Consider the following 19,191-nt stretch of genomic DNA (forward strand, 5'->3'; position numbering starts at 1 on the left):
TGCCTGCGAAGAAAATGTCATCTCGCCCCAGGGTTCGGGAGTTCCCGTGTCCAGTTCGTCGACTCCACCGATCAGTTTTCATATCGTCAGCAGCACCGGCAGAGCGTACCTGTTCCAGCGCCTGCTTTTCTTCGTCGAGCGGTGGAGCACTGAGGACATCGACGGGAAACAGTGGACTATCTGGCGAGCGGCGGACGAATGGTGGTCTATCGACGCTCCGACGAGCGTCGGAATCACTCCGGTATCGAAGGATCCATACCAGCTTGCGACGTGGCTGGTCGGCACCTTAGAGGCTCAGCGTCGGGACGCTTAGAGCCGCGAGTACGGCCGAAGTGGTCGCGAAGGCGACGCACTGGGATCCCCTTCGGGCTTGCGCGGGATGAGCCTGCAGCGCGACCCAGCGGGGTAGTCACACATCGGGACTACCAACGAGGGATCGTCAGGGAGCCGGACGAGGGATTGTCGAGAAGTCGGATGACGGGCCAGGTGGCGCGGACTGGATCGGAGTAACGGTGCCAGCGTGTCGGTTGTGCACAGCCGTGCGGTCGTCGCCAGGGATGGCGGCGTCGAGGAAGGCGGCTCAGTGGCGCAGGATGTTTCTGCTTCGTAGGGGTCGGGGCTCAGGATTGCAGAGGTTGGATGGATTCACGGGGTGCTTTCTATTTGGAAACTACATGCTAAACTGAATGCATGGCTACTTCCTCTGATCCTTCTCGCGACCTCGCTCTGGCATCCTCCCTCGCTCAGCAAGCTCGTCGCAGCTTCGTTATGCCCAGGTGGTACGCAATCTGGAGCACGGTTGCGTTCTTGTTCGGCGCTGGGCTGATGGCTCTTGGTATCGCCGTCGGATGGTTTCTCCCATTCCTAGGCGCGATGATCCTGATGGCCAACGTCATCGCGTTTCCGCTTCTGCTCGTGTCGTGGCGAGCTCAAGGCGTTGTGCCTCGCGCAGGGCGTCTGGCCAGCAGCAGATACTGGCGCGTGGCACCGATCATCGTTCCTCTTTCGCTCATACTCGGATTCCTAGCCTTCGCCCTTCCGAACCCGCTGGTCTGGGTGATGGCTGCGGTGGTGATTCCGATGGCTGGGGAGCATGTCTATCGACTGCGCGCATGGGCAAGCCGATGAAGCCAGAGAGGAGCGCATCGAATCCCCGTGACGTGAATGAGGCCTTCGGCACCCTGCCGCGGCTCAAGGTGACAGCGTTCCTATCGGGATGCGACGAAGCCGAATTCGCAGTCATCGCCGCAGCCACAGGTGTGGCGGCGTCCGCGCTCTCAAAGGCCTCGTCTCACCTTGAAGAACTCGGGTACCTCAAAGCGAAAAAAGGACACGTGGGCAAGCGCCCCCGGACGTGGTTGCGACTGACCGACAACGGCCGCGAGGCCTTCGAAAGGCACCTGCGGGCTCTCGAAGCGCTGACTGCAATCGCCGGCCGTGCAAGTGAACCCGCGCAGCCTGCCGACTCGTAGACGGTGCGCTGATGATCGTTCCACCCAGCACAGGTTCTCCGAGAAACCGGAGGTCGCTCACTGACCTCGGTAAAAGTAATGGAGACCGTTCGAGCAGAAGTGATGGCCGGAACGCTACCGCTCTTCTCTCCGAAAATCTGTGTCTCTGTTGCCACCGCATCAAACACCCGCGTTGGGCCGGTGGACATCATCGAGCTGTCAACAGGTCGGGGCCATCGCACACGCAGCAACTATTGGCCGGGTCAGATCTCCGAGACAAACTGAGACACGGACCGCGTGACCACTGCTTGTTCGACTATCAGGATGAAATTGCATCTTTTGGTTAGGTCGGTCGGCCCGCATGGAGCGGGATGACCTCGGTGGTCAGATTGACCCTGATGCTGATGATCCGCGTGGTTCCAGGCTGGGAGAACCTGAGATAGACGGGATCTGTTGCGCTGCGCGACTTCTCGATCTGTCGTTGCGCAAAGCGCGCGAGCGCGGGAGAGGGAAGGCGGTGGACCGCGCCATTGTGGATCACTGCCCAGCCTCCGTCCATCACATGTCCTGTTGCGTTGCGTGGTGGCGGTTGTTCCGCTGTTTGGTGGGGAAGGGACGGGTGGTGCGGATGGTATCTCCGCACCACCCGCGGAGCCACCCGAGGCTCCACGACAGGGATTTCTCCCTGCCGTATTGGTGCCGAACCCGATTCGACACCAATCGTGGGGGAGCAGGCCTGTCTCGGCGTGCTCCTGGTTTGAGGTCTGTGCTGCCGAGGTTCGGGTCAGTCATTGCTGAGTCCCGTGTGTTCGGCGATATCTGCGGCGGCGGCTCTGGAGGTCACGTTCAGCTTGCGGTAGAGCCGACGGAGGGCACCTTTCACGGTATTGGTGCTCACGAACAGTTCGTCGGCGATCTGGGCGATGGTTTTCCCTGTCGGGAGTTGCGACAAGATCTCGCGCTCGCGTTTCGACAGTGAGGAAACGATCGGGGGGAGGCCGACGATCGCAGATCTTCCGACGCGGAGCTGTCCTTCGGGAGCGAGGCCCTGGGTGAGTTCCTGGAAGTGCTCTGGCGTGATGTGGTCGTAAGCGGAGTAGAGCCGTTCCTGGTCAATGAGCACGCGTGCGATGCCGAACTGGTGCGCTGCAACGGCGGGTCGCCGCAGACCGAGGGCCGCAGCGGCGGTGATGGTGAGGGCTACCGCTCGAGGTCGTGGAGGGGCCTCGAAGTGAGTTGCGGCCTTCGCGACTTCAGTGGCGTCGCGGAAGTTCCCGCGTCGATACTCGAAGCTCGCGGCAAGGGCATGTTCGCCCGGACGGCCGGGGATCATGTTGTCGATGGGATACCCCAGCCGGAGTCGCGCGGCTCGGAGCGCGAAGCGATGCAATCCGCCACTGGAGAGCGCGGCGGGCCGCCGGTCGAGTTCGGCGGCGATCTCAGCCTCGAGCAGGGTTCGCTCTGCCGTGGTACTGGCATGCCAGGATCTCACCCAGAGTGCAGCGGACCAGTATTCGCCAATTGGGTAGGCGCTCATTCTCGCCAGCTCGACTGAAGACTTGAGGACCTCCCGGCGGTCCAAGTGGATCAGCGCCGCCGCAAGGTGACTCACAGCTTCGTAGCGCGGGTCTGGGGTGCCGATCGTCCAAGCGCGTTGGAGCCACTGCTCGGCAGTGGTCAGCCAACCGCACCGAGAGTGATGCCAGGCCAGCTGCCCTGCAGAGCGTCGAGCTATCTGGGGTTGCTTCGACGCCATCCCAAGTCGGTAGGCCTCTTCATATTCGAACTGGACATCGAGCCCGACCTCGTCGGCGATCTCCAGCGAACTTCCCCACTGCAGGGCCAGATGGGGGAGGTCCATACGGATCGCCGCGACCTCGGCGCTTGGCGCGTTCGTGAGCCTCCGGCGAGCTTCCGTTGCGGTATCGACGGCCCGGCGGAAGTCTCCCGAAGTGCGCGCGGTCGCCGACGTCGACGTCAGGACTGCCAGCTGTTGCTGTAAGGACCCGCTTCGCAGTGCCTGGTTTACGATCGTGGGATCAGTGACGAACCGGTCCGGGTCCTCGCCATCGATGAGATGTTGGAGATACTCCGCAGCAAGAATAAAGGCGGCGTCATCGAGAAACACCTCGCCAGGGAGAGCCCGCATGGCTGCCAACAGATGGGCAGGTTCGCTCGATGAGTACCGATCCCAGTGCTGCTGAACAATCGTCAACGCAGTCTGTGTGTCGCCCTGATTTATCTCCCGCTGAACGGCCTCGCGAAGCTGCGCCGCTGGCACACGCCCCACCGCATTCGTATTTCCAATCGACATTGTTCGTCTCCAGGATTCGGACCGAGAGACCCCAGAGGACAGATATGGCTCACGCATGGCACGACGCACGGCCGGGTGAACTTGGTGCCAAAGGAAGCGGGGGCTGGGGTTCCTTCGAGACGTCGAGACGCTTGCTGCACAAGCTAAACGACGCCTGAGTATGCGCCGCGTCCTACCCGTTGCGCTACCACCATTCACTCCACCACCCCGAAAACCGACGATATTGGGGGGCATCGAGGGGCCAGTGGGTACAAGTAGGGGTTCATTTTCCCGGATGCGGTTGCTGCTGGGAGCCGGCTTGGAGATGCTCAAAGCGCTTTGCAATCACAGCGCCCTGGTATATGCCACGCGCTCAGCCACTAAGGGGGACCTCCATGCGCATACGAATCGGGGAACGAGGTCGCTCACGCCGCCGCGTTCCCGGTACACGACGGCTGGTGCTTGGAACGAGTAGTCCGCGCCGCGGACTACTCGCGGCCGTCACGAGCATTGGACTGCTCGCCAGTGGTCTCACGGCGGTGTCCTTGCTTGCAGCGCCGACCGCTCCTGCCAGCGCGGCGCCCCCAACGGTGACCTGTACCACCGACGCGAACATCTTCAACACGGCCTACAACTCGACGACGGGCGGCACGCAGACAGTTGGCTCCAACGATGCTCACTGGGAGTCTTCAGGACCAACCGTTGTTCCCACTGGGGTGAACTACGGAGCACAGCTGCCACCCGCGACGACTGTGTTTAACCCCGCCGTAGTGGTCGGCCAAGTCACCGGCCCATCGCCGACAGATCCGAATGGTGGCGATGGTAGTCACTGGGCGCAGAGCCCGTACGGCAACGCCGACTGGATCGCTGAAACGGCCGGCGCCAATGGTGTAAACCAAGGATCCTTCCAAGGCGTTTGGTACTACCGGTACCAGTTCATCCTTGACCCGGCGGTGGACCCGGCGGCGTTCGCACTCCAGATGGACTTCCTTGCCGACAACTCCGTGCAGGGGGTCTTCGTCAACAACGTTGATCAGGGCTACCATCAGGCACCGTACGAACCGGCACCTCCCTTGGGTGCTAGCCAGTCGAACGAATTTGGTTACCTCGGATTCACGCAAGTCAACGCTGCGAGTACCTCGCTCAGCCAGAACTGGCAGGCGGGGTTGAACACCATCACCATCCAGGTCAACAGCGGTCCGGCCTACGAAGGGTTCCTGGCCCAGGTCCGACCGAGTGCCGTCTGCCCGACGCTGTCGGCAACGAAGACACTGGACTCGGATCGCGTGGTTGACACGGACCAGTTCACGATGCAGATCCGCGCCGGCAGCGTCACCGGCCCCATCGTAAACGACACGCTCGCCTCGACCACGACTGGGACCGGCTCGACCGTCACCCCAGGAACCGGAACGACTGGCGGCTATTCCTTCACCCCGGGCACGGAGTACTTCATCACAGAGGACCCTGCCGGGACCACGAATCTTGCGCAGTACGCAGCGACCGTCACCTGTACAGATAGCGCGGGCATTCAGCCGAACCTCCCCACAGACGCATCGCTGGGAGCCGGATTGGCGATCACACCCGTACGCGGCTCGAACGTGAGTTGTACGGTGACCAATGCTTTCGCGCCAGCTCCCGCATATACGGTCGCGAAGTCGGCCTCAGTTCCACGGGCGAACCCCGGTGATGTTGTCACGTACACGGTGACGGTGACGAACACCGGCAACGTCGACTACACGGCAGCAAGCCCAGCAGCCTTCACTGACGACCTGACCGCTGTCCTGGATGACGCGACCTACAACGGTGATGCCGCTGGTGGTGCCACGGTGAGCGGTTCGACATTGTCTTGGTCAGGGCCGCTCGCGCTTGGAGAGACAAAGACCGTCACCTATTCGGTGACGGTGGACAACCCGGACAACGGTGACCACAACCTCGGTAACACGGTTACGCCCGCCGGTCCAGGTGGTAGCTGTGACCCGGCTGGTGCGTGTGTCACGAATACGCCGATCCAGTCGTACTCGACGACGAAGACGGCGGACCGGACCGAGGTTGTGCCCGGCGACACGATCACGTACACGATCACGGTGACCAACACGGGCCAGGCGGAGTACACCGCTGACGCGCCCGCGACGTTCACCGACGATTTGTCCGGTGTGCTCGACGACGCGACGTACAACGACGACGCGAGCAGTGGTGCCAACTACACGGCGCCGACACTGTCGTGGTCCGGGCCGTTGGCTGTGGGAGCAACCGTCACGGTCACCTACTCGGTGACGGTCAACGATCCCGACACGGGTGACAAGATCCTCCCGAACGCCGTTGTGACGAGCACCGGTGGGAACTGCCCGCCTGGGTCCACGGACCCGGCGTGCATCGTGGAGATCCCTGCGCGGGCGTACACGGTGGCGAAGTCGGTCGATCAGACCACGGTCGATCAGAACGGAACGATCACCTACACCGTCACGGTGACCAACACCGGCAAGGTGGCCTACACGGACGAACGGCCGGCATCGTTCGATGACGACCTCTCGGGCGTGCTCGATGACGCCACGTACAACGATGACGCCAGCAATGGTGCCACCGTTGATGGTGTGACGCTGTCGTGGTCCGGTCCGCTGGATGTCGGGGCTACGGTGAACGTCGCCTATTCGGTCACGGTCAACAATCCCGACACCGGCGACAAGGTGCTGAACAACTTCGTGCGTCCCACCGTCCCGGGCGGAACTTGCGCGACTGAGGGCGGCTGCGCCACGAGCACCCCGGTGCGCTCCCTCGAGGTCAGCAAGACGGTCGACAGCACGAACACCGCACCGGGGAAGAAGCTGACGTACACGATCACGATCACGAACACGGGTGCTGCGGACTACACCACCGCATCACCGGCTACGTTCACCGACGACCTGTCGGCGGTGCTCGACGATGCCAGCTACAACGGTGACGCGAACGGCGGCGCCACCTACGCCACCCCAGTGGTCTCTTGGCGGGGTGCGCTCGCCGTCGGGGCAGCTCAGGTTGTGACGTACTCGGTGACCGTCAACAACCCGGACACCGGTGACCACGTGCTCCGTAACGCGGTCGTCTCCCCGGGGAGCAACTGCCTCGTGGGTTCCTCGGATCCCGCCTGCTCGGTGACCACGAAGGTGCCCAAGCAGCCGCTGGCGTCCACCGGTGTCGGTGCCTGGCTCGGTGTTGCGGGGATCGGCGCGCTCATCGCGATCCTGATGGGTCTTGGAGCGACGTTCATCCGTCGCCGTGAGATCACCGAATAACCGATCACCGAAGCGATACCGGACGGGCCAGCGGACATTCGCCGCTGGCCCGTCCTGCTCCCCAGAGAACCCCATGAACACTCGCACCAGAGCCGCGTTCGCCGCCGCGCTCATCACCCTCGTGCCCGGGACTTCATCCCTGGCCGTTGCACCCTCCCCACCCATACCGGTAACCCTCATCAGCGAATGGGTCGCCGATTCCGGCGACACGATCACCGACATCGATGATCGCCCAGGTAGGCCCAGCACTGACGATCCAATGCGAACACCCACCACTCCATCCGTATTGCCCTGGACCTTCGGTCTCGCCGGCCTGATCATGGCCGCCAGCACCGCGGGGGTCCTTCTTGGCCGGCTCCGGCGCCGGTATGCACCAGCAACGACCCCAGCAGCAACCTTGAGGACAGAAACGGACGACGAATGACGCTCCACGACACCCCCGACCTCACCACGCTGGACTCCACGCTCGCCCGAGAACTCGTCATCGATGTACTGCGCGCTGCGGGACGACACGAGGAGCAGTCACATGGCGCAGCCCGGCGGGTCGCATTCCGGACCACTCGGTACCTCATCGAGGGCGCCACCCGTGCGGGCCTGCCGGCGAACGCGATCGCTGACGCGCTCGACGTGAAGCCGGGCACCCTTCGCACCCGCCTCGGAGTAGATGGGCTCGTCGAACCCAGCTTGTTCGCCAAGTTCGCGCACGTCACCGTCCGCGAGCTCGAGTTGTGGCGGACGTCAGGACAGATCGAACTTGCCGGCCCTGATCCTGGCGGAGTAATCGGCTACCACGCGTCAGAGTTGATCGCTGCCCTGGTCCGGTACTCGCTCCTCACCAAACCAACCCGGACTGCTTCCGAGGACCTCGCCGCGGCCGCGCTGTTCAAACCAAGCCGAGACGACCCGCCCACGATCAGACACGTCAGCGGACTGTGACTATGCCCGCCGAATCTCCACTGAGACGCATGAAGGACCCCCGGTTCACGGCGCTGCCACGCACCCATGCCCGATACTGGCGAACCGCAGCCAATCTCTCAGCAGCAGCGGTTCATCTCGCCTCTGAAACACCTTCCACGCACATCACCGTCGGCGACATCGTCAAACGGGCAGGTGTCAACCGCTCCACCTTTTACGCCCACACCGAAAACCCGACCACCCTCCTGAACGCGGCGATGACCGCAGCCCTATCCAGAACCGAGGAAACCGGAGGTGCCAGCGCAAGCTCGACGAGGGATGCACTCCAACGGGCGGTTGTCTCGGCCATCGGCCACGTCAACACCCACCTCCTCGTGTATCGGACCGCGCTCACCGATCCCGCCGCCTCCGGCGCACTCTTCCACAGTCTTGGGGAGTACCTCACCTCGAGAATCAGAACAGCACACCCTCCGACACGTGCCGAAGCCGCCGCCGCCATAGCGGCAGTGGTGTGCGACGTCATCCGACGAGAAGTGACACGAAGCGAAGTGGACCTACAGGCCACGATGGCGGTACTCGATGCAGTACTCAACCTCAACCCGACGCAGCAAACGATCGAAACGCGCGAGCCTTCCGATAACGAGTAAAGAAAGACAATATGTGTCGGATTTGTAAGTTTGCGGAAGTGGCAAGTGTTGCTCGGATCCGCGTCATGAATCGCATATCGGAAGCTCTCTTAGGTAGACGTCTCAGCCCCCGCCCCACCTGGAGAACTACCGTGTCATCAACTCCGCCATCGATGCTGTCAGCAATACCTCACTTCGAAATACTGCCCACGAAACGTACAGCGGGCATTGTTCGCTTGCGGTGCTGGTGCAACATCGACGCCAACCATTCCTACGCCGAATGGCTCGATTCCGGCCGACCGTGCGTCTATGGGAAGGTCCTCTCCGTTGACTGACCTGCATCGATCGGCGATGGATCGGAATCCGCATCGCATGATGGCGTTCTGGAGATCTGCAGTTGATCATCTGCTGATACGGCCGTTCGCGCTTATCGGGGTGCTTATCGGTGGTGTCTTTGCAGTGATCATGATCGCAGTCACCGGAGGCTTCGCTCTTCTTGTACTCTTCGCCGTGGCGGGACTTACCTTGGTGGGGCTTGTCGAATGATGCGCATACCGAACTCATTGAACACAAGTCTGTGGAATGCTCCGTCTCCACGCGCACTGCTCGTGGTGCAGGCTCGCCTGCTTTGGAGGTGGGTAGGCTCGGCGGTGAACGTAATGCCGACCCGAACATGATGATCTGTGCGCTGTCGGTGGTCATTGGGGTGATGGCTCTTGTCGGGACGCTGATGATGGTTGCGGCTCGCCCGCGCACGTGGCGAGCTACTCGGCTGCCGATCGGGCACGCGAGAGTTGACAGAGATGTGCACACGAGTCGACCCGCAGCGGGGACGGACCGTCCTGAGCGGGAGATTTGCAGCTGAAACTCTCAACAACGAAAGCCGTCCCCGATGTGCAGGAATGCAAGGCCGGCGATCGTTTCCGTCCGATCACACTCGCGCCTCCCTCGTGCGAAGGGAGCTTTCGTCCGGTCAGCTGTTCTATCCGTCTCACCGAAGGGGAGCGATGACTTCCACAGCACGACAACGTTCCCGAGATGCCGCGAGGCGTGCGCTTCGAGTCGCGGTGGAACAAGACTTCCTCGACAGCTTCGAGGCGCCGGTTGGAACGCTACAGCTTGCGCGGCGATTGGGCGTGAGACTCACCTCCATTCAATCCAGTATTCGCCGAGGCCAGCTGATCGCTGAGCTCGTCGGCGGACGCTGGCAGATCGACGTGGAGACAAACCGGGACTACATTCTCGACCACATGCCTAAAAGGCCACAGCGCCCGGGCGCGCCCGAACAGGCCGCGGAACGCCCCCCGACGTGGTCTTCTCCGTCACGCTCACCCCGACCTCCTCGAAGCTCCTCGAACGGGCCGGTGTTTCCGCGCTGGAAGCCCCACAACTGATCGAAGACAGCCTCCGGACCGCCCTCTAGACGCCGACGCGGAGGGCTTCGACGGGGTTCATTCGCGCCGCCTTCACAGCTGGGTAGGTGCCGAAGAAGACTCCGATAAAGATTGACAGTCCGGCGGCGAGCGCGACGGTGCGCCCGTCGACGATTGGCATGACGCCGTTGATGGGGAACAGGCTCGCGAGGAGTGCGACTCCGATTCCGAGTACACCGCCGACGATGCTGAGTCCCATTGCTTCGAGGACGAACTGGCCTGCGAGGGAGGCGGGTTGGGCGCCGAGTGCCTTTCTGATCCCGATCTCGCGGGTGCGTTCTCGGACGGTTAGGAGCATGACGTTCGTGACGCCGATTCCGCCGACGAGCAGGCTGATGGATGCGATGCTGGAAAGGAGACTATTGAGGCTCTCTTGGGCTCCGCCGAGCATCTCGCGGAGCTCGTCTGACGATGAGAAGTATGGTTCGGGTTTGTTGCGGGCGGCAAGGATGGCTGTTGCTTGTGCTTTGGCCGTATTGACTGTTTGAGGGCTGGTCGCGCTCATGGCGATCGTTCCGAGGTCGTTGTAGCCGGTGAGGCTGGCTTGCACGCGGCTGATCGGTGCGTAGATGGCTCCGTCACCTCCTGCGAACTGCGTGTCGGCTGCGGTGGGTGCGAGGACTCCGACGATGCGTAGTGGGATGTCGGCTGCGATGATGGTCCTGCCCAGAGCAGATGTCCCGTCGGGGAAGAGTTTGGTTTGCAGTGTCGCGTCGATGACGGCCACGTCCGCTGGGTCGGAGTTTGTGAAGAGGCGGCCTCCGGTGAGGTGGGCGTTGGTGATGGTGAAGTAGTCGGGTGTGGTGCCGGTCATTAGCGGTGAGGCCGATGCTGTGCCTGCGACGGCTTTCGTTTCGGCGTTCACTGTCGGGGCTACGAGGTTGATGTCGGAGCCGAGCGGGTCGGAGGCGAGGGCGTCGGCATCGGCCTGTGTGAGGGGTGAGGTCGTTGTGCCTTGTTCGTCGGACGCCGGGTAGAGCGAGATGGCGCTGGCCCCGAGTGATGCAATCTGTGCGTTGACTTGGGCGGTTGTTCCGTTGCCGACGGCGACGAGGGTGATGACCGAGCCGACGCCGATGACGACCATGAGCACGGTCAGGACGGATCGGGTGAGGTTGCCGCGCAGACTGCGAAGAGCTGCGGCGGTGAGGTCGAGGGGCCTCATGCGATCGCTGTTTCGTTGCTGTAGGACCGTTCGATACGTCCGTCTCGCATGACGATGACTCGTTGTGCGCGGGCCGCCACTTCGTCTTCGTGGGTGATCACGACGACGGTTGCACCTGCGCGGTGTAGCTCATCGAAGATGGTCAGTACTTCGTGGGTCGCGTGCGAGTCGAGGTTGCCGGTGGGTTCGTCGGCCAGGATGAAGGTCGGGCGGTTCACGATGGCTCGAGCCACGGCGACTCGCTGCTGCTGGCCGCCCGAGAGTTGGTTGGGTCGGTGGTTCTCCCTGCCATGCAGGCCGACTCGGTGGAGCGCCTCGCGAGCGCGTTTCCGTCGCTCGAGGCGGCCAGCCCCGGCGTACGCCAGGGGGAGCTCGACGTTTCCCAGCGCAGTGAGCGAGGGAATCAGATTGAACGATTGGAAGACGAACCCGATCTCGGCGTTTCGTATGGACGATATCTCCCGTTCACGCAGCTCGGACACCCGTCGTCCCGCGATCCACAGGGAACCGGAGCTCGGCTGATCGAGGCACCCGAGAATGTTAAGCAAGCTGGACTTACCAGCACCGGATGGTCCGATAACAGCGACATATTCACCGGTTGCGACGACCAGGTTGACGCCGTCCAGGGCGGCTACCGAGCTGCTGGCTGTTCCATGGACTCGTCGGACCTGATCCAGCTCGATCGCGGGAGAAGACACGCTCATTCGAAGCTGCTCCCGTCAGTCATGCCGCCCGTATCGTCGGCTGGAGGCATCGTGAGCTGGACGACGTCGCCGTCTTTCAGCCCGTCGGTGATCTCGATAACGCCGCCTCCCGAGAGCCCCACCTTGACCGGTATCGTCTTGCCGGCCGTTCCGGCCGTCTTCGGAGCCAACAGGACCGTCCCGGTTCCCGGAGCCGTGACGGTCACGGCGGTAGCCGGGAGCGTCGGGACGTCAGCCGAGCTGGCTGTCACGATACTGACGAATGCGGTCTGTCCCAGCTTCACTGTCGGGGGAGGACCCGCAAGTTGGATCACCGCGGCGTAGCTGACGACGCCTGCTGCGTTGGTCTGCGGTGTTGGTGCGATGGATACGACCGTTCCATCGAGGACGACAGATGCGTCACTTGCAAGCGTCACCTTCGCGGCCTGAGTGAGCGCGACCTGCCCGATATCTGCTTCGGCAACGGAGGCCGATACGAAGAGTGAAGACACATCAGAGATGGTGATCAAGCCGCTCGGCGCAGCGGATACGCTCGACCCTGATCCCTCGGCAGGATCGGCAGCCGTAGAGCTGCTGCTGCTCCCGCCGCCGGCCGTGACTGAACCGACCGTCGCGTTGATCGCAGTGACGACACCGGCGATGGGCGCCTTCAACACTGTCTTGTCCCGCTCTGCCTTCGCTGCCTCGACCTCCCGTGCCGCATCGTCTCGAACCATCACTGCATTGACGACTTCGGTGTCCTTCAGGGGCAGAGCGCTTTCCTGATCACGAAGAGATGCGGCGTTCGCTGCGTACTCTGGCGCATCAGCCGGAGTGCTGGCGAGCACTGCGCGAGCGTCGTCGAGAGCGTTGCTCGCCGCGGAATACGAAGCGCGAACATTGCTGAGCGCCGTTTCCGCGGCGCTCAAAGCGCTCTGCGCCTTCTGCAACGCCCGGTCAGCGTCTGCGGGATCGACTGTCGCAAGTTCTTGTCCTGCCGCCACCGTTTGCCCGATGGACACAGCGATGCCGGTGATGGTGCCAGGGTTTGCGAACGCGACGTTTGATGTTGAGGCCGCAGTGATTGAGCCCTTCGCTTCGACCGTTGTCGTGACCGTCCCGGTCGTGACCGTTGCGGTCGCAACCTGCTCCTCGGGTGCACGAGCGAACGGGTTGAAGAACACCGCGACCAAGCTCACGACGATGAGCACCACGGCAGCCGAGCTGGCGACGAGCCAAGACTTACGCCGACGGTTGGCGCCGTCGAGAGAGGACGCTGCGTGATCCTCGCCGCTTGCGACATCGTGATCGATATCGTCCAGGAGGCCAGGCACCTGTTCAGGGTCAGACGACGTAATAGAAGGCATGATCGCACGTTACGAGCCTCGCCGCCGAAGGACATCCTCCGAGGGTCTACTACAGGTCAAGCGTGAGGATGATGCGGAAGTAGCGAAGGCGGGGGTGCCTCCCCGCCAGCTGGCTGGCTATGCGCCCGAAGCAGCTAGAGCGCTGCCGGGGTCTGTCCAGAGTATCTGTGTCACCGGCCGGATCGTTGTGGACGCTCTCGCCGTGAAGAGACCGATTCGTCTAGAGCTAATCCGGCGCGATCCGCGACAAGTGCGGCTTCCAACCGGGACGCCACATCGAGCTTCCGAAGTATCGCGCCGACATGATCTTTCACCGTGGCACGACTGAGATGCAACAGGTCGCCGATCTCGTGGTTCGACGCACCGGTGTTCAACAGTGCTAGCACCTCGACCTCTCGCGGCGTGAGACCTGATATCCGCCGGACAGCATCCTCGGACCCTCTCCGGGAGATTCGCCCGAGGAGGGTCCGAGACACCTGTGGGGAGAGGACAATGCCTCCGGCGGCGAGTGCGCGCAGGAGCACCGGGAGACGCTCCGGGTCGGTGTCTTTCACGAGGAACCCGGAAGCGCCGTCTTGTAATGCGCGGGCAATGTACTCGTCTGAGTCGAACGTGGTCAGGATCGCCACCACCGGAGGAATGTCAAACCCCATCAGCTCATCGAGCACCTCGAGACCATTGCGTCCGGGCATTCGCACGTCGAGCAGCACCAGATCAGGCCTGGTGCGCCTCAGAGCATCAACGGCATGTGTGCCGTCGACCGAGGCGACAACCTCAATGTCAGGCACCGACCCGAGCATCAATTCGAAGCCGACGCGCACGAGTGCCTCGTCGTCCACAATGGCCAGTCTGATCATGAGGCTGCACAGCACGAGGGGGAGACGCCCTGATTCAGGGCTCCTGCTTGCGCTCCCAGCGACGCGTCCTCTGTCCGCGGTGCGTCAACGGACGCCCTGAGAGCGCCAATCAAGATCAAGCCGGCTGAGGGATGTCGAGTGGAGCTGGAATGCATAGAGAGTCCTTGTGGTGGGGGCTGCGCGCCACGAGGCCGCGCGGGGTCGGCGCTGCATCTGGATCGTGTCGCGCGCTCAAGCAACCACGGCGCGCTGTTGCGTGCGCTGCGAAGATGCTGGATGGGGTGGTGCATCGACCAGGACGGCTTGCCTTTTTGTGCACAGGTGAGAGATCCTCTGATCCTGAGACGGGTGTGCGGGTGGGGAGAGCAACGCTGCGAGGCCGGATCGTGCGTGGGTAGGGTCTCCCTCGGCACGCTGCGACGGTGCACACGACTGTGGGGATTCGCGGTTGGTTGTTTGAAGTATCGAGGACATCGGCGAGGGCGTCACAGATCGTTGCCGCAGCTGGGCGGCTGTCAGTCCGTCGCACTGGTCGCTGGCCTTCCTGAAGGGGCGGGCCCTCCAACCGCAGCCCATTCCTCGTAGGTGTGTGAGCGCCCGATGAGGCACCAGCAGGGCACGCGGATGCTGTCGCCCGATCGTTTCGGGGTGGATATCTCGAAGTGGAGGGTCCCACAGAGGGTTTGATGGATGTTCTGGTACCTACTGGGCTGGGGTTGGGGCACTACTAGGAGACCCAAGATCCGGCGGTTCATGACGCAACGAGCTCGCCGTTGTAAGTTGTGGTTCCATCGGCGACGGTGACGAGGCCCGTGTCTTGCAGGGCCGATGCCGCGGTGGTGCTTGCCCTGGGTGAGCCGGCGAATGGGGCGTTCGGGGTGGCGAGAACGGCGACGCCGACGCGAGCCTTGAATCGTTTGCGCGGGGCCGTAGCGATAATCCACTCGTTGGAAAGCGACACGGCTGCGCGGGAGAGGTGGCGATGTTGCGTTGGCGATGCATCTCGGGGCTCGACGAGGACTCGACGAGCTGTGGCTGCTGATGGGCGCGAGAAAACACCCGCCCCAGAGGAGAAACTGTCAAACCTACCCGCTCGGGGGCCGGGTGCAAAGCCTCAGTTCTGAGGCGAGGGTCGAGCGTCACCCGCCGGGGCGCTCTCGCGCGCTCCGGGAATAGCGCGTCATGGTCTGGTCGCCGCGCCCTCTTCTTACTTGGGGCACTCTGAACTCAACCAAATCCGAGATCTCGACTATGCCCTCCCCGAGGACTTCTCCTCTTCGCAAACATTCGTTCCGATCCGAGGTATCGCTTCATGAAGATTCGCCGATTTTTCACCCTCTCAGCACTCCTCGTTGCGGCGTGCGTGCTCAGTGCGTGCGCAGCAGAACCCACTACGTCGACATCAACTGCCGCGCCGGTAACCACGCCCTCGGGCGTCCGTGGAGCCGTTCACCTCGACGACGGGTACGTAGAGCTCGGCTCAGGCCCCAAAGTCGTCGACCTCTTCATCGACCCGCTCTGCCCATTCTGCAAACTCTTCGAGGAGACCTCGGGCCCGATGCTCTTCGCCGAAGCCACGGCCGGCCGCGCAACCCTGCGTGTGCACCCCTTAGCGGTGCTGAACAGGCTCTCACAGGGCACTAGCTACTCCACACGAGCTTCCGCCATGTTCGTCGCAGTTGCGGCACAATCGCCGGACGACGCCCAGAACTTCCTGATCGCCCTCTACGCGCAACAACCCGCCGAAAACTCCACCGGGCTGACGGACACGCAGCTCCAACAGATGGCCGTCGATGCGGGATCCTCGCCTGTCTCCGCTGAGGACACCGCCCAATACCAAGTTTGGGTTGACGAGCACACCCGTCTGGCGCTGACCGGCCCACTCACCGCCACAGACAGCATCATGGCCATCACCCAAGTGCCAACCGTCCTCGTCAACCGCACCGTCTTCACCGGCAACAGCGACGAGACCCTCGCCTTTGCCGCCTTCTATCGAGATCGCTAACGGCCACTGATGGCAGCGTGACTGCGCCGCCACATTGGGATCGAGGTGTCGGCACCTGATGTCGCCGGCATGCGATCCACGGTGCTTGTCGAGGAGCCGGAAGGCTATGAGCTCGCAGCGCTGCGTGGCAGAGGCCGCGTCGACGGGAACCTCGTGGGCACCGCGGTGTTCCGTCCCACTGCAACCAGCACGGTCGAGGCCGAAGGGCGCGACTACTTGTCCGCTCGAGCAACACTCGACGGTCTCGTGACAGCCGATCAGATCGTGCTTTCGCTCCGCGTCGTCGACTGACGAGTCGTTGTACACAACCTTGGAACAGTTTCCCGGGAGGATCTGCAGCTACGTTCCGGCGCTCAGACGTTGAGCGCCGACGGCAGCACAAGGCCGCTTCCGCTCCAGCGCTACGAAGTCGGACGAACCCACGGACCGATGCGCGCGATATCCGGCCGGGTAAGCCGGCCGATACCGGACGATCTGCCTGGTTAGCTGCCCGAGCCGTCTGCGAGAATAGAGAGACGGGCCGATCATGCAGTCAGGGTGGCCGGTTCCGGGCAAGAAAAAAGCGCAGATTGCAGTCTGCGCTTGATCTTGCTTCCGGTGAAGAAAGCTTGGGAATCGAGTGGTGATTTCCCGGTTAGAACTACGGAAATCCTACGTGTTCGCAGGTTTCAACGCAACTCCACACGGGTTCGCACGAGCTCTCACGAGCCCGCACGGGCACAGGTGGAACCGCCGCGAGTCGACGAACAGTGCACCGAGCAGAACCACCATCCTCGTCGCCTGACTTTGACGAAGGGGTATGCAAATGGGAGCCAAGTGCGCTCATTGCGGTGCTGACTCTCGCGCTCGATGGATGATCGGACTGACCGTTTCGACGGTCGTCCCGATCTTGATCGCAGTCGTGAGGTTCATGGTGCTGGGAGTGTAGTCACTCCGCAGCGGTCCTCGGCTTCGGTCGGGGGCCGCTGTCTCCACGCGTTCAGACTCTGAACGCTCCAGCCGAGCAGTCCTAGGATTCGGGCATGTACCGTAACGCCTCAGCTGCCATCGCTACCGCCTTCGTCGCCCTGGCCCTTGCTGGCTGCGCGTCCACGCTGGCTGCGCTCGATGAGTGTAAGAGCGCGATCGCGGAACACACCGGCACCATGGAGAGCAACACGGCCGTCACCGAGACGACGGAGAGCCCAACTGGTGCATACGACTGGAGGGGCACCTACGACGGTGGGGAGTTCGCCTGTGCCAGCCCAGACGGCAAGCTACTGACGACCGCGCTGGTCTCAAAGCCGACGGCATCGTCGAGACGGTCGTCGTTCGCCCCTCCTGAGGGGCCGCGTGATGGCGCGCAGAACAGGTAGGGTCGTGATCTTCGGCGAGCGCCGGAGTCCCCCTCGAGGTCGGCCATGCGCAACTTCACCGTTTCCACCACTCAAGATGGCGGCTGGTGGGTGTTCGTCATCCACGAGCTCGGCTGTGTCGGGCAGATGAAGTACCGGTCGGAGGTCCGTTCCGAGGCCCGGTTGCTCGCTGCGCTTTGGCTCGATGTTCAGCCGGGTGAGATCAACATCGGGCGTGTGCGGTACATGCGTGCTCACTGGTCCAAGGTGTTGCCCTGAGCCTGGTGGTGCAGGTCAGTCGGGTTGTGTGAACGTTCCTGGCTGGTAGGTCCCGTCGTCGGCGACGTCGACGGGTGCCATCCGGTGAGGCTGCAGCTCGTGGATGCGGGCGAAGAACGGGCCGCTGTGGTCGTTGAGGTGGCTGTTGTGCCATCTCGTGTCTGGGTAGGTGTCGAACAGCGCCAGGACCATGGCTGTGGCGATTCCCTGCCGGTGGTGCTCTTGCGGTACTCGGATGGAGTTGAAGCGCCCGTAGCCGTCGTTCCAGCGGACGAAGGTGAGTTCGGCTTCGGTCCGGATGGTGTGACCGGTGAAGTCTTGGGAGGTGCCGACGATGCGGGGCCGCGGCGTCAGGGTTCCTTCGACGTACGGCACCGACGTCGGGACGGTGTGCTCGAGGTAGAACCGCCGGCCACCATGGCGGATGGTCCGGTGCGCGCGGCCAGGTCGGCGACCGGCGAGTGGTCGCCACAGCGTGGTTACGCTACGCACGGGTCATCCCTGCACCGCGCGTCGCATGCGGGCCTGGAGGATCTGCTCCTCCTTCGCGTTGGCTGGCCAGTCTCGGAGGTGCGCCGAGACGACGTCGCCCTCGTTGAGCGTCTGCACGCTGCGGCCGAGCTCGCGCGCTGCAGCTCGTGCGGGCGATCGCCATTCGGGCGCCGACACGGCAACGTCGGCGAGGACGGCGCGGGCGCTGCCAGTGTGCTGCAGCTGCTCGCGGATCCCCGCGCGTAGCTCAGTGAAAATGTCGGCCATGCAACCCCCCCCGGTTGCCGTCAGCCTATGCGCGATCACCGCTCGGGGGTGTTGTTACTGCTCCGTCGAAGTCCTGCGCTTACGAGCTCGGAACATGCCGATGAGCATCTTCACAATGTACGCAAAGAGGCCAGCCGTGATCGCGACGAAAGCCCACTGCAGCACGGTTGTAGCCGTGATCGCGCTGATCACCATGTTGCCCAGGATGCCCAGCGTCGCCACGGTTAGGCCAGCGGTCGCAAGGGACGGGCGACGCATCATCCGTGCCAGGACGACGCCGACGGCCGCGAAGCCGACGCCGACGAGGAGGAAGATCCACGCGAGATCGGAGAGGACCATGCCGTCAGTCTGCCAGCTCGACCCGGCGAGCGCCGTGGGTGCTACTGCTTGTCGTTGTCATCGAAGTTCTCCTGGACGATGGCGTGGAACGCTTGGCGGTCTGCGAGCTGTTGGTAGGCCTCCGCGGAGTGGTGGCGAGAGGCGCGCTTGTAGCTGATTGTCTGGATGAGCTCGCTGAGGAAGATGACGACCAGGAGCAGCAAGATCCCGCCCCCGAGGACCATCGGTAGCGGATTCCCGGTGAGGAGCGCTGCGAGGTCGATATCCCATTCGCTCATGTGCTGATCCTTTCACCAGCCACCGTCGCTGGGATGGCTGATCCGTTCGTGGGGGTGGCGTTGCCGGTCGATGATGGGGGCCGCGCTGAGCGGGGGCCTATGTCTTTCGTCAAGTCGAGACCGATTCGGATGGTTGAC

General features: G+C 63.2%; 19 protein-coding genes. 10 read left to right on the plus strand and 9 right to left on the minus strand.

Features of this window, described 5'->3' with window-relative positions; all coding sequences use genetic code 11:
• Nucleotides 1-690 precede the first annotated feature (690 nt).
• Together ITJ57_RS18985 and ITJ57_RS18990 are read left to right on the plus strand one after the other, a co-directional pair.
• Nucleotides 691-1,128, plus strand: a complete 438-nt coding sequence (locus ITJ57_RS18985; protein ID WP_194671617.1) for a hypothetical protein — start codon at nucleotides 691-693, stop codon at nucleotides 1,126-1,128.
• Complete coding sequence (locus ITJ57_RS18990) at nucleotides 1,113-1,472, plus strand: transcriptional regulator (RefSeq protein ID WP_228507591.1); 360 nt, start codon at nucleotides 1,113-1,115, stop codon at nucleotides 1,470-1,472. The genes ITJ57_RS18985 and ITJ57_RS18990 overlap by 16 nt, the downstream gene beginning before the upstream one ends.
• A 763-nt stretch (nucleotides 1,473-2,235) precedes the next feature.
• Here ITJ57_RS18990 and ITJ57_RS18995 read toward each other — a convergent pair.
• On the minus strand, nucleotides 2,236-3,765 hold the full coding sequence (locus ITJ57_RS18995; RefSeq protein ID WP_194671618.1) for a LuxR C-terminal-related transcriptional regulator: 1,530 nt from the start codon (nucleotides 3,763-3,765) through the stop codon (nucleotides 2,236-2,238).
• Nucleotides 3,766-4,334: 569 nt separating this feature from the next.
• Here ITJ57_RS18995 and ITJ57_RS19000 point away from each other — a divergent pair.
• The 4 genes from ITJ57_RS19000 to ITJ57_RS19015 all read left to right on the plus strand — a co-directional run bounded on the left by ITJ57_RS19000 (nucleotide 4,335) and on the right by ITJ57_RS19015 (nucleotide 9,100).
• Complete coding sequence (locus ITJ57_RS19000; RefSeq protein ID WP_194671619.1) at nucleotides 4,335-7,013, plus strand: DUF11 domain-containing protein; 2,679 nt, start codon at nucleotides 4,335-4,337, stop codon at nucleotides 7,011-7,013.
• Nucleotides 7,014-7,433: 420 nt separating this feature from the next.
• Complete coding sequence (locus tag ITJ57_RS19005) at nucleotides 7,434-7,949, plus strand: hypothetical protein (RefSeq protein WP_194671620.1); 516 nt, start codon at nucleotides 7,434-7,436, stop codon at nucleotides 7,947-7,949.
• A 29-nt stretch (nucleotides 7,950-7,978) separates the two neighbouring features.
• Nucleotides 7,979-8,575: a TetR/AcrR family transcriptional regulator gene (locus ITJ57_RS19010; protein ID WP_194671621.1), complete on the plus strand. Its 597-nt coding sequence runs from the start codon at nucleotides 7,979-7,981 to the stop codon at nucleotides 8,573-8,575.
• A 306-nt stretch (nucleotides 8,576-8,881) separates the two neighbouring features.
• The gene (locus ITJ57_RS19015) at nucleotides 8,882-9,100 is read left to right on the plus strand and encodes a hypothetical protein (protein ID WP_194671622.1); all 219 of its coding nucleotides are present in this window, start codon (nucleotides 8,882-8,884) and stop codon (nucleotides 9,098-9,100) included.
• Between the two features lie 873 nt (nucleotides 9,101-9,973).
• Here the strand turns inward: ITJ57_RS19015 and ITJ57_RS19020 are convergent.
• The 4 genes from ITJ57_RS19020 to ITJ57_RS19035 all read right to left on the minus strand — a co-directional run bounded on the left by ITJ57_RS19020 (nucleotide 9,974) and on the right by ITJ57_RS19035 (nucleotide 14,041).
• Nucleotides 9,974-11,152: an ABC transporter permease gene (locus ITJ57_RS19020; RefSeq protein WP_194671623.1), complete on the minus strand. Its 1,179-nt coding sequence runs from the start codon at nucleotides 11,150-11,152 to the stop codon at nucleotides 9,974-9,976.
• Nucleotides 11,149-11,856 carry an ABC transporter ATP-binding protein gene (locus ITJ57_RS19025; RefSeq protein ID WP_228507592.1) on the minus strand — a complete coding sequence of 236 codons (708 nt, stop codon included), beginning with the start codon at nucleotides 11,854-11,856 and terminating at the stop codon, nucleotides 11,149-11,151. The genes ITJ57_RS19020 and ITJ57_RS19025 overlap by 4 nt, the downstream gene beginning before the upstream one ends.
• A complete protein-coding gene (locus ITJ57_RS19030; RefSeq protein ID WP_194671624.1) occupies nucleotides 11,853-13,202 on the minus strand; it encodes an efflux RND transporter periplasmic adaptor subunit in 1,350 nt (449 codons plus the stop codon). Before ITJ57_RS19030 ends, ITJ57_RS19025 begins: the two co-directional genes overlap by 4 nt.
• A 170-nt stretch (nucleotides 13,203-13,372) precedes the next feature.
• Nucleotides 13,373-14,041 (minus strand): response regulator, encoded by a 669-nt coding sequence (locus ITJ57_RS19035; RefSeq protein ID WP_370582508.1) that lies wholly within the window; start codon nucleotides 14,039-14,041, stop codon nucleotides 13,373-13,375.
• 1,330 nt (nucleotides 14,042-15,371) lie between these two features.
• Here ITJ57_RS19035 and ITJ57_RS19040 point away from each other — a divergent pair.
• From ITJ57_RS19040 to ITJ57_RS19055, 4 genes are all read left to right on the plus strand, one after another.
• Nucleotides 15,372-16,064: a DsbA family protein gene (locus tag ITJ57_RS19040; RefSeq protein ID WP_194671626.1), complete on the plus strand. Its 693-nt coding sequence runs from the start codon at nucleotides 15,372-15,374 to the stop codon at nucleotides 16,062-16,064.
• A 45-nt stretch (nucleotides 16,065-16,109) separates the two neighbouring features.
• Complete coding sequence (locus ITJ57_RS19045; RefSeq protein ID WP_194671627.1) at nucleotides 16,110-16,355, plus strand: hypothetical protein; 246 nt, start codon at nucleotides 16,110-16,112, stop codon at nucleotides 16,353-16,355.
• Nucleotides 16,356-17,086: 731 nt separating this feature from the next.
• On the plus strand, nucleotides 17,087-17,419 hold the full coding sequence (locus tag ITJ57_RS19050) for a hypothetical protein (RefSeq protein WP_194671628.1): 333 nt from the start codon (nucleotides 17,087-17,089) through the stop codon (nucleotides 17,417-17,419).
• 45 nt (nucleotides 17,420-17,464) lie between these two features.
• Complete coding sequence (locus ITJ57_RS19055; RefSeq protein ID WP_194671629.1) at nucleotides 17,465-17,677, plus strand: hypothetical protein; 213 nt, start codon at nucleotides 17,465-17,467, stop codon at nucleotides 17,675-17,677.
• 15 nt (nucleotides 17,678-17,692) lie between these two features.
• Here ITJ57_RS19055 and ITJ57_RS19060 read toward each other — a convergent pair whose 3' ends face one another.
• The 4 genes from ITJ57_RS19060 to ITJ57_RS19075 are packed head-to-tail and all read right to left on the minus strand — an operon-like array spanning nucleotide 17,693 to nucleotide 19,053.
• Nucleotides 17,693-18,169: a hypothetical protein gene (locus ITJ57_RS19060; protein WP_194671630.1), complete on the minus strand. Its 477-nt coding sequence runs from the start codon at nucleotides 18,167-18,169 to the stop codon at nucleotides 17,693-17,695.
• Nucleotides 18,170-18,172: 3 nt separating this feature from the next.
• Nucleotides 18,173-18,436 (minus strand): hypothetical protein, encoded by a 264-nt coding sequence (locus ITJ57_RS19065; protein ID WP_194671631.1) that lies wholly within the window; start codon nucleotides 18,434-18,436, stop codon nucleotides 18,173-18,175.
• Between the two features lie 54 nt (nucleotides 18,437-18,490).
• Nucleotides 18,491-18,775, minus strand: coding sequence for a hypothetical protein (locus tag ITJ57_RS19070; protein WP_194671632.1), 285 nt, complete (start codon nucleotides 18,773-18,775; stop codon nucleotides 18,491-18,493).
• A gap of 41 nt (nucleotides 18,776-18,816) precedes the next feature.
• Nucleotides 18,817-19,053 (minus strand): hypothetical protein, encoded by a 237-nt coding sequence (locus tag ITJ57_RS19075; RefSeq protein WP_194671633.1) that lies wholly within the window; start codon nucleotides 19,051-19,053, stop codon nucleotides 18,817-18,819.
• Between the last annotated feature and the right edge of the window lie 138 nt (nucleotides 19,054-19,191).

Origin of the sequence: Plantibacter sp. VKM Ac-2880, from assembly GCF_015351235.1 — a bacterium.
Taxonomy (GTDB): domain Bacteria; phylum Actinomycetota; class Actinomycetes; order Actinomycetales; family Microbacteriaceae; genus Plantibacter.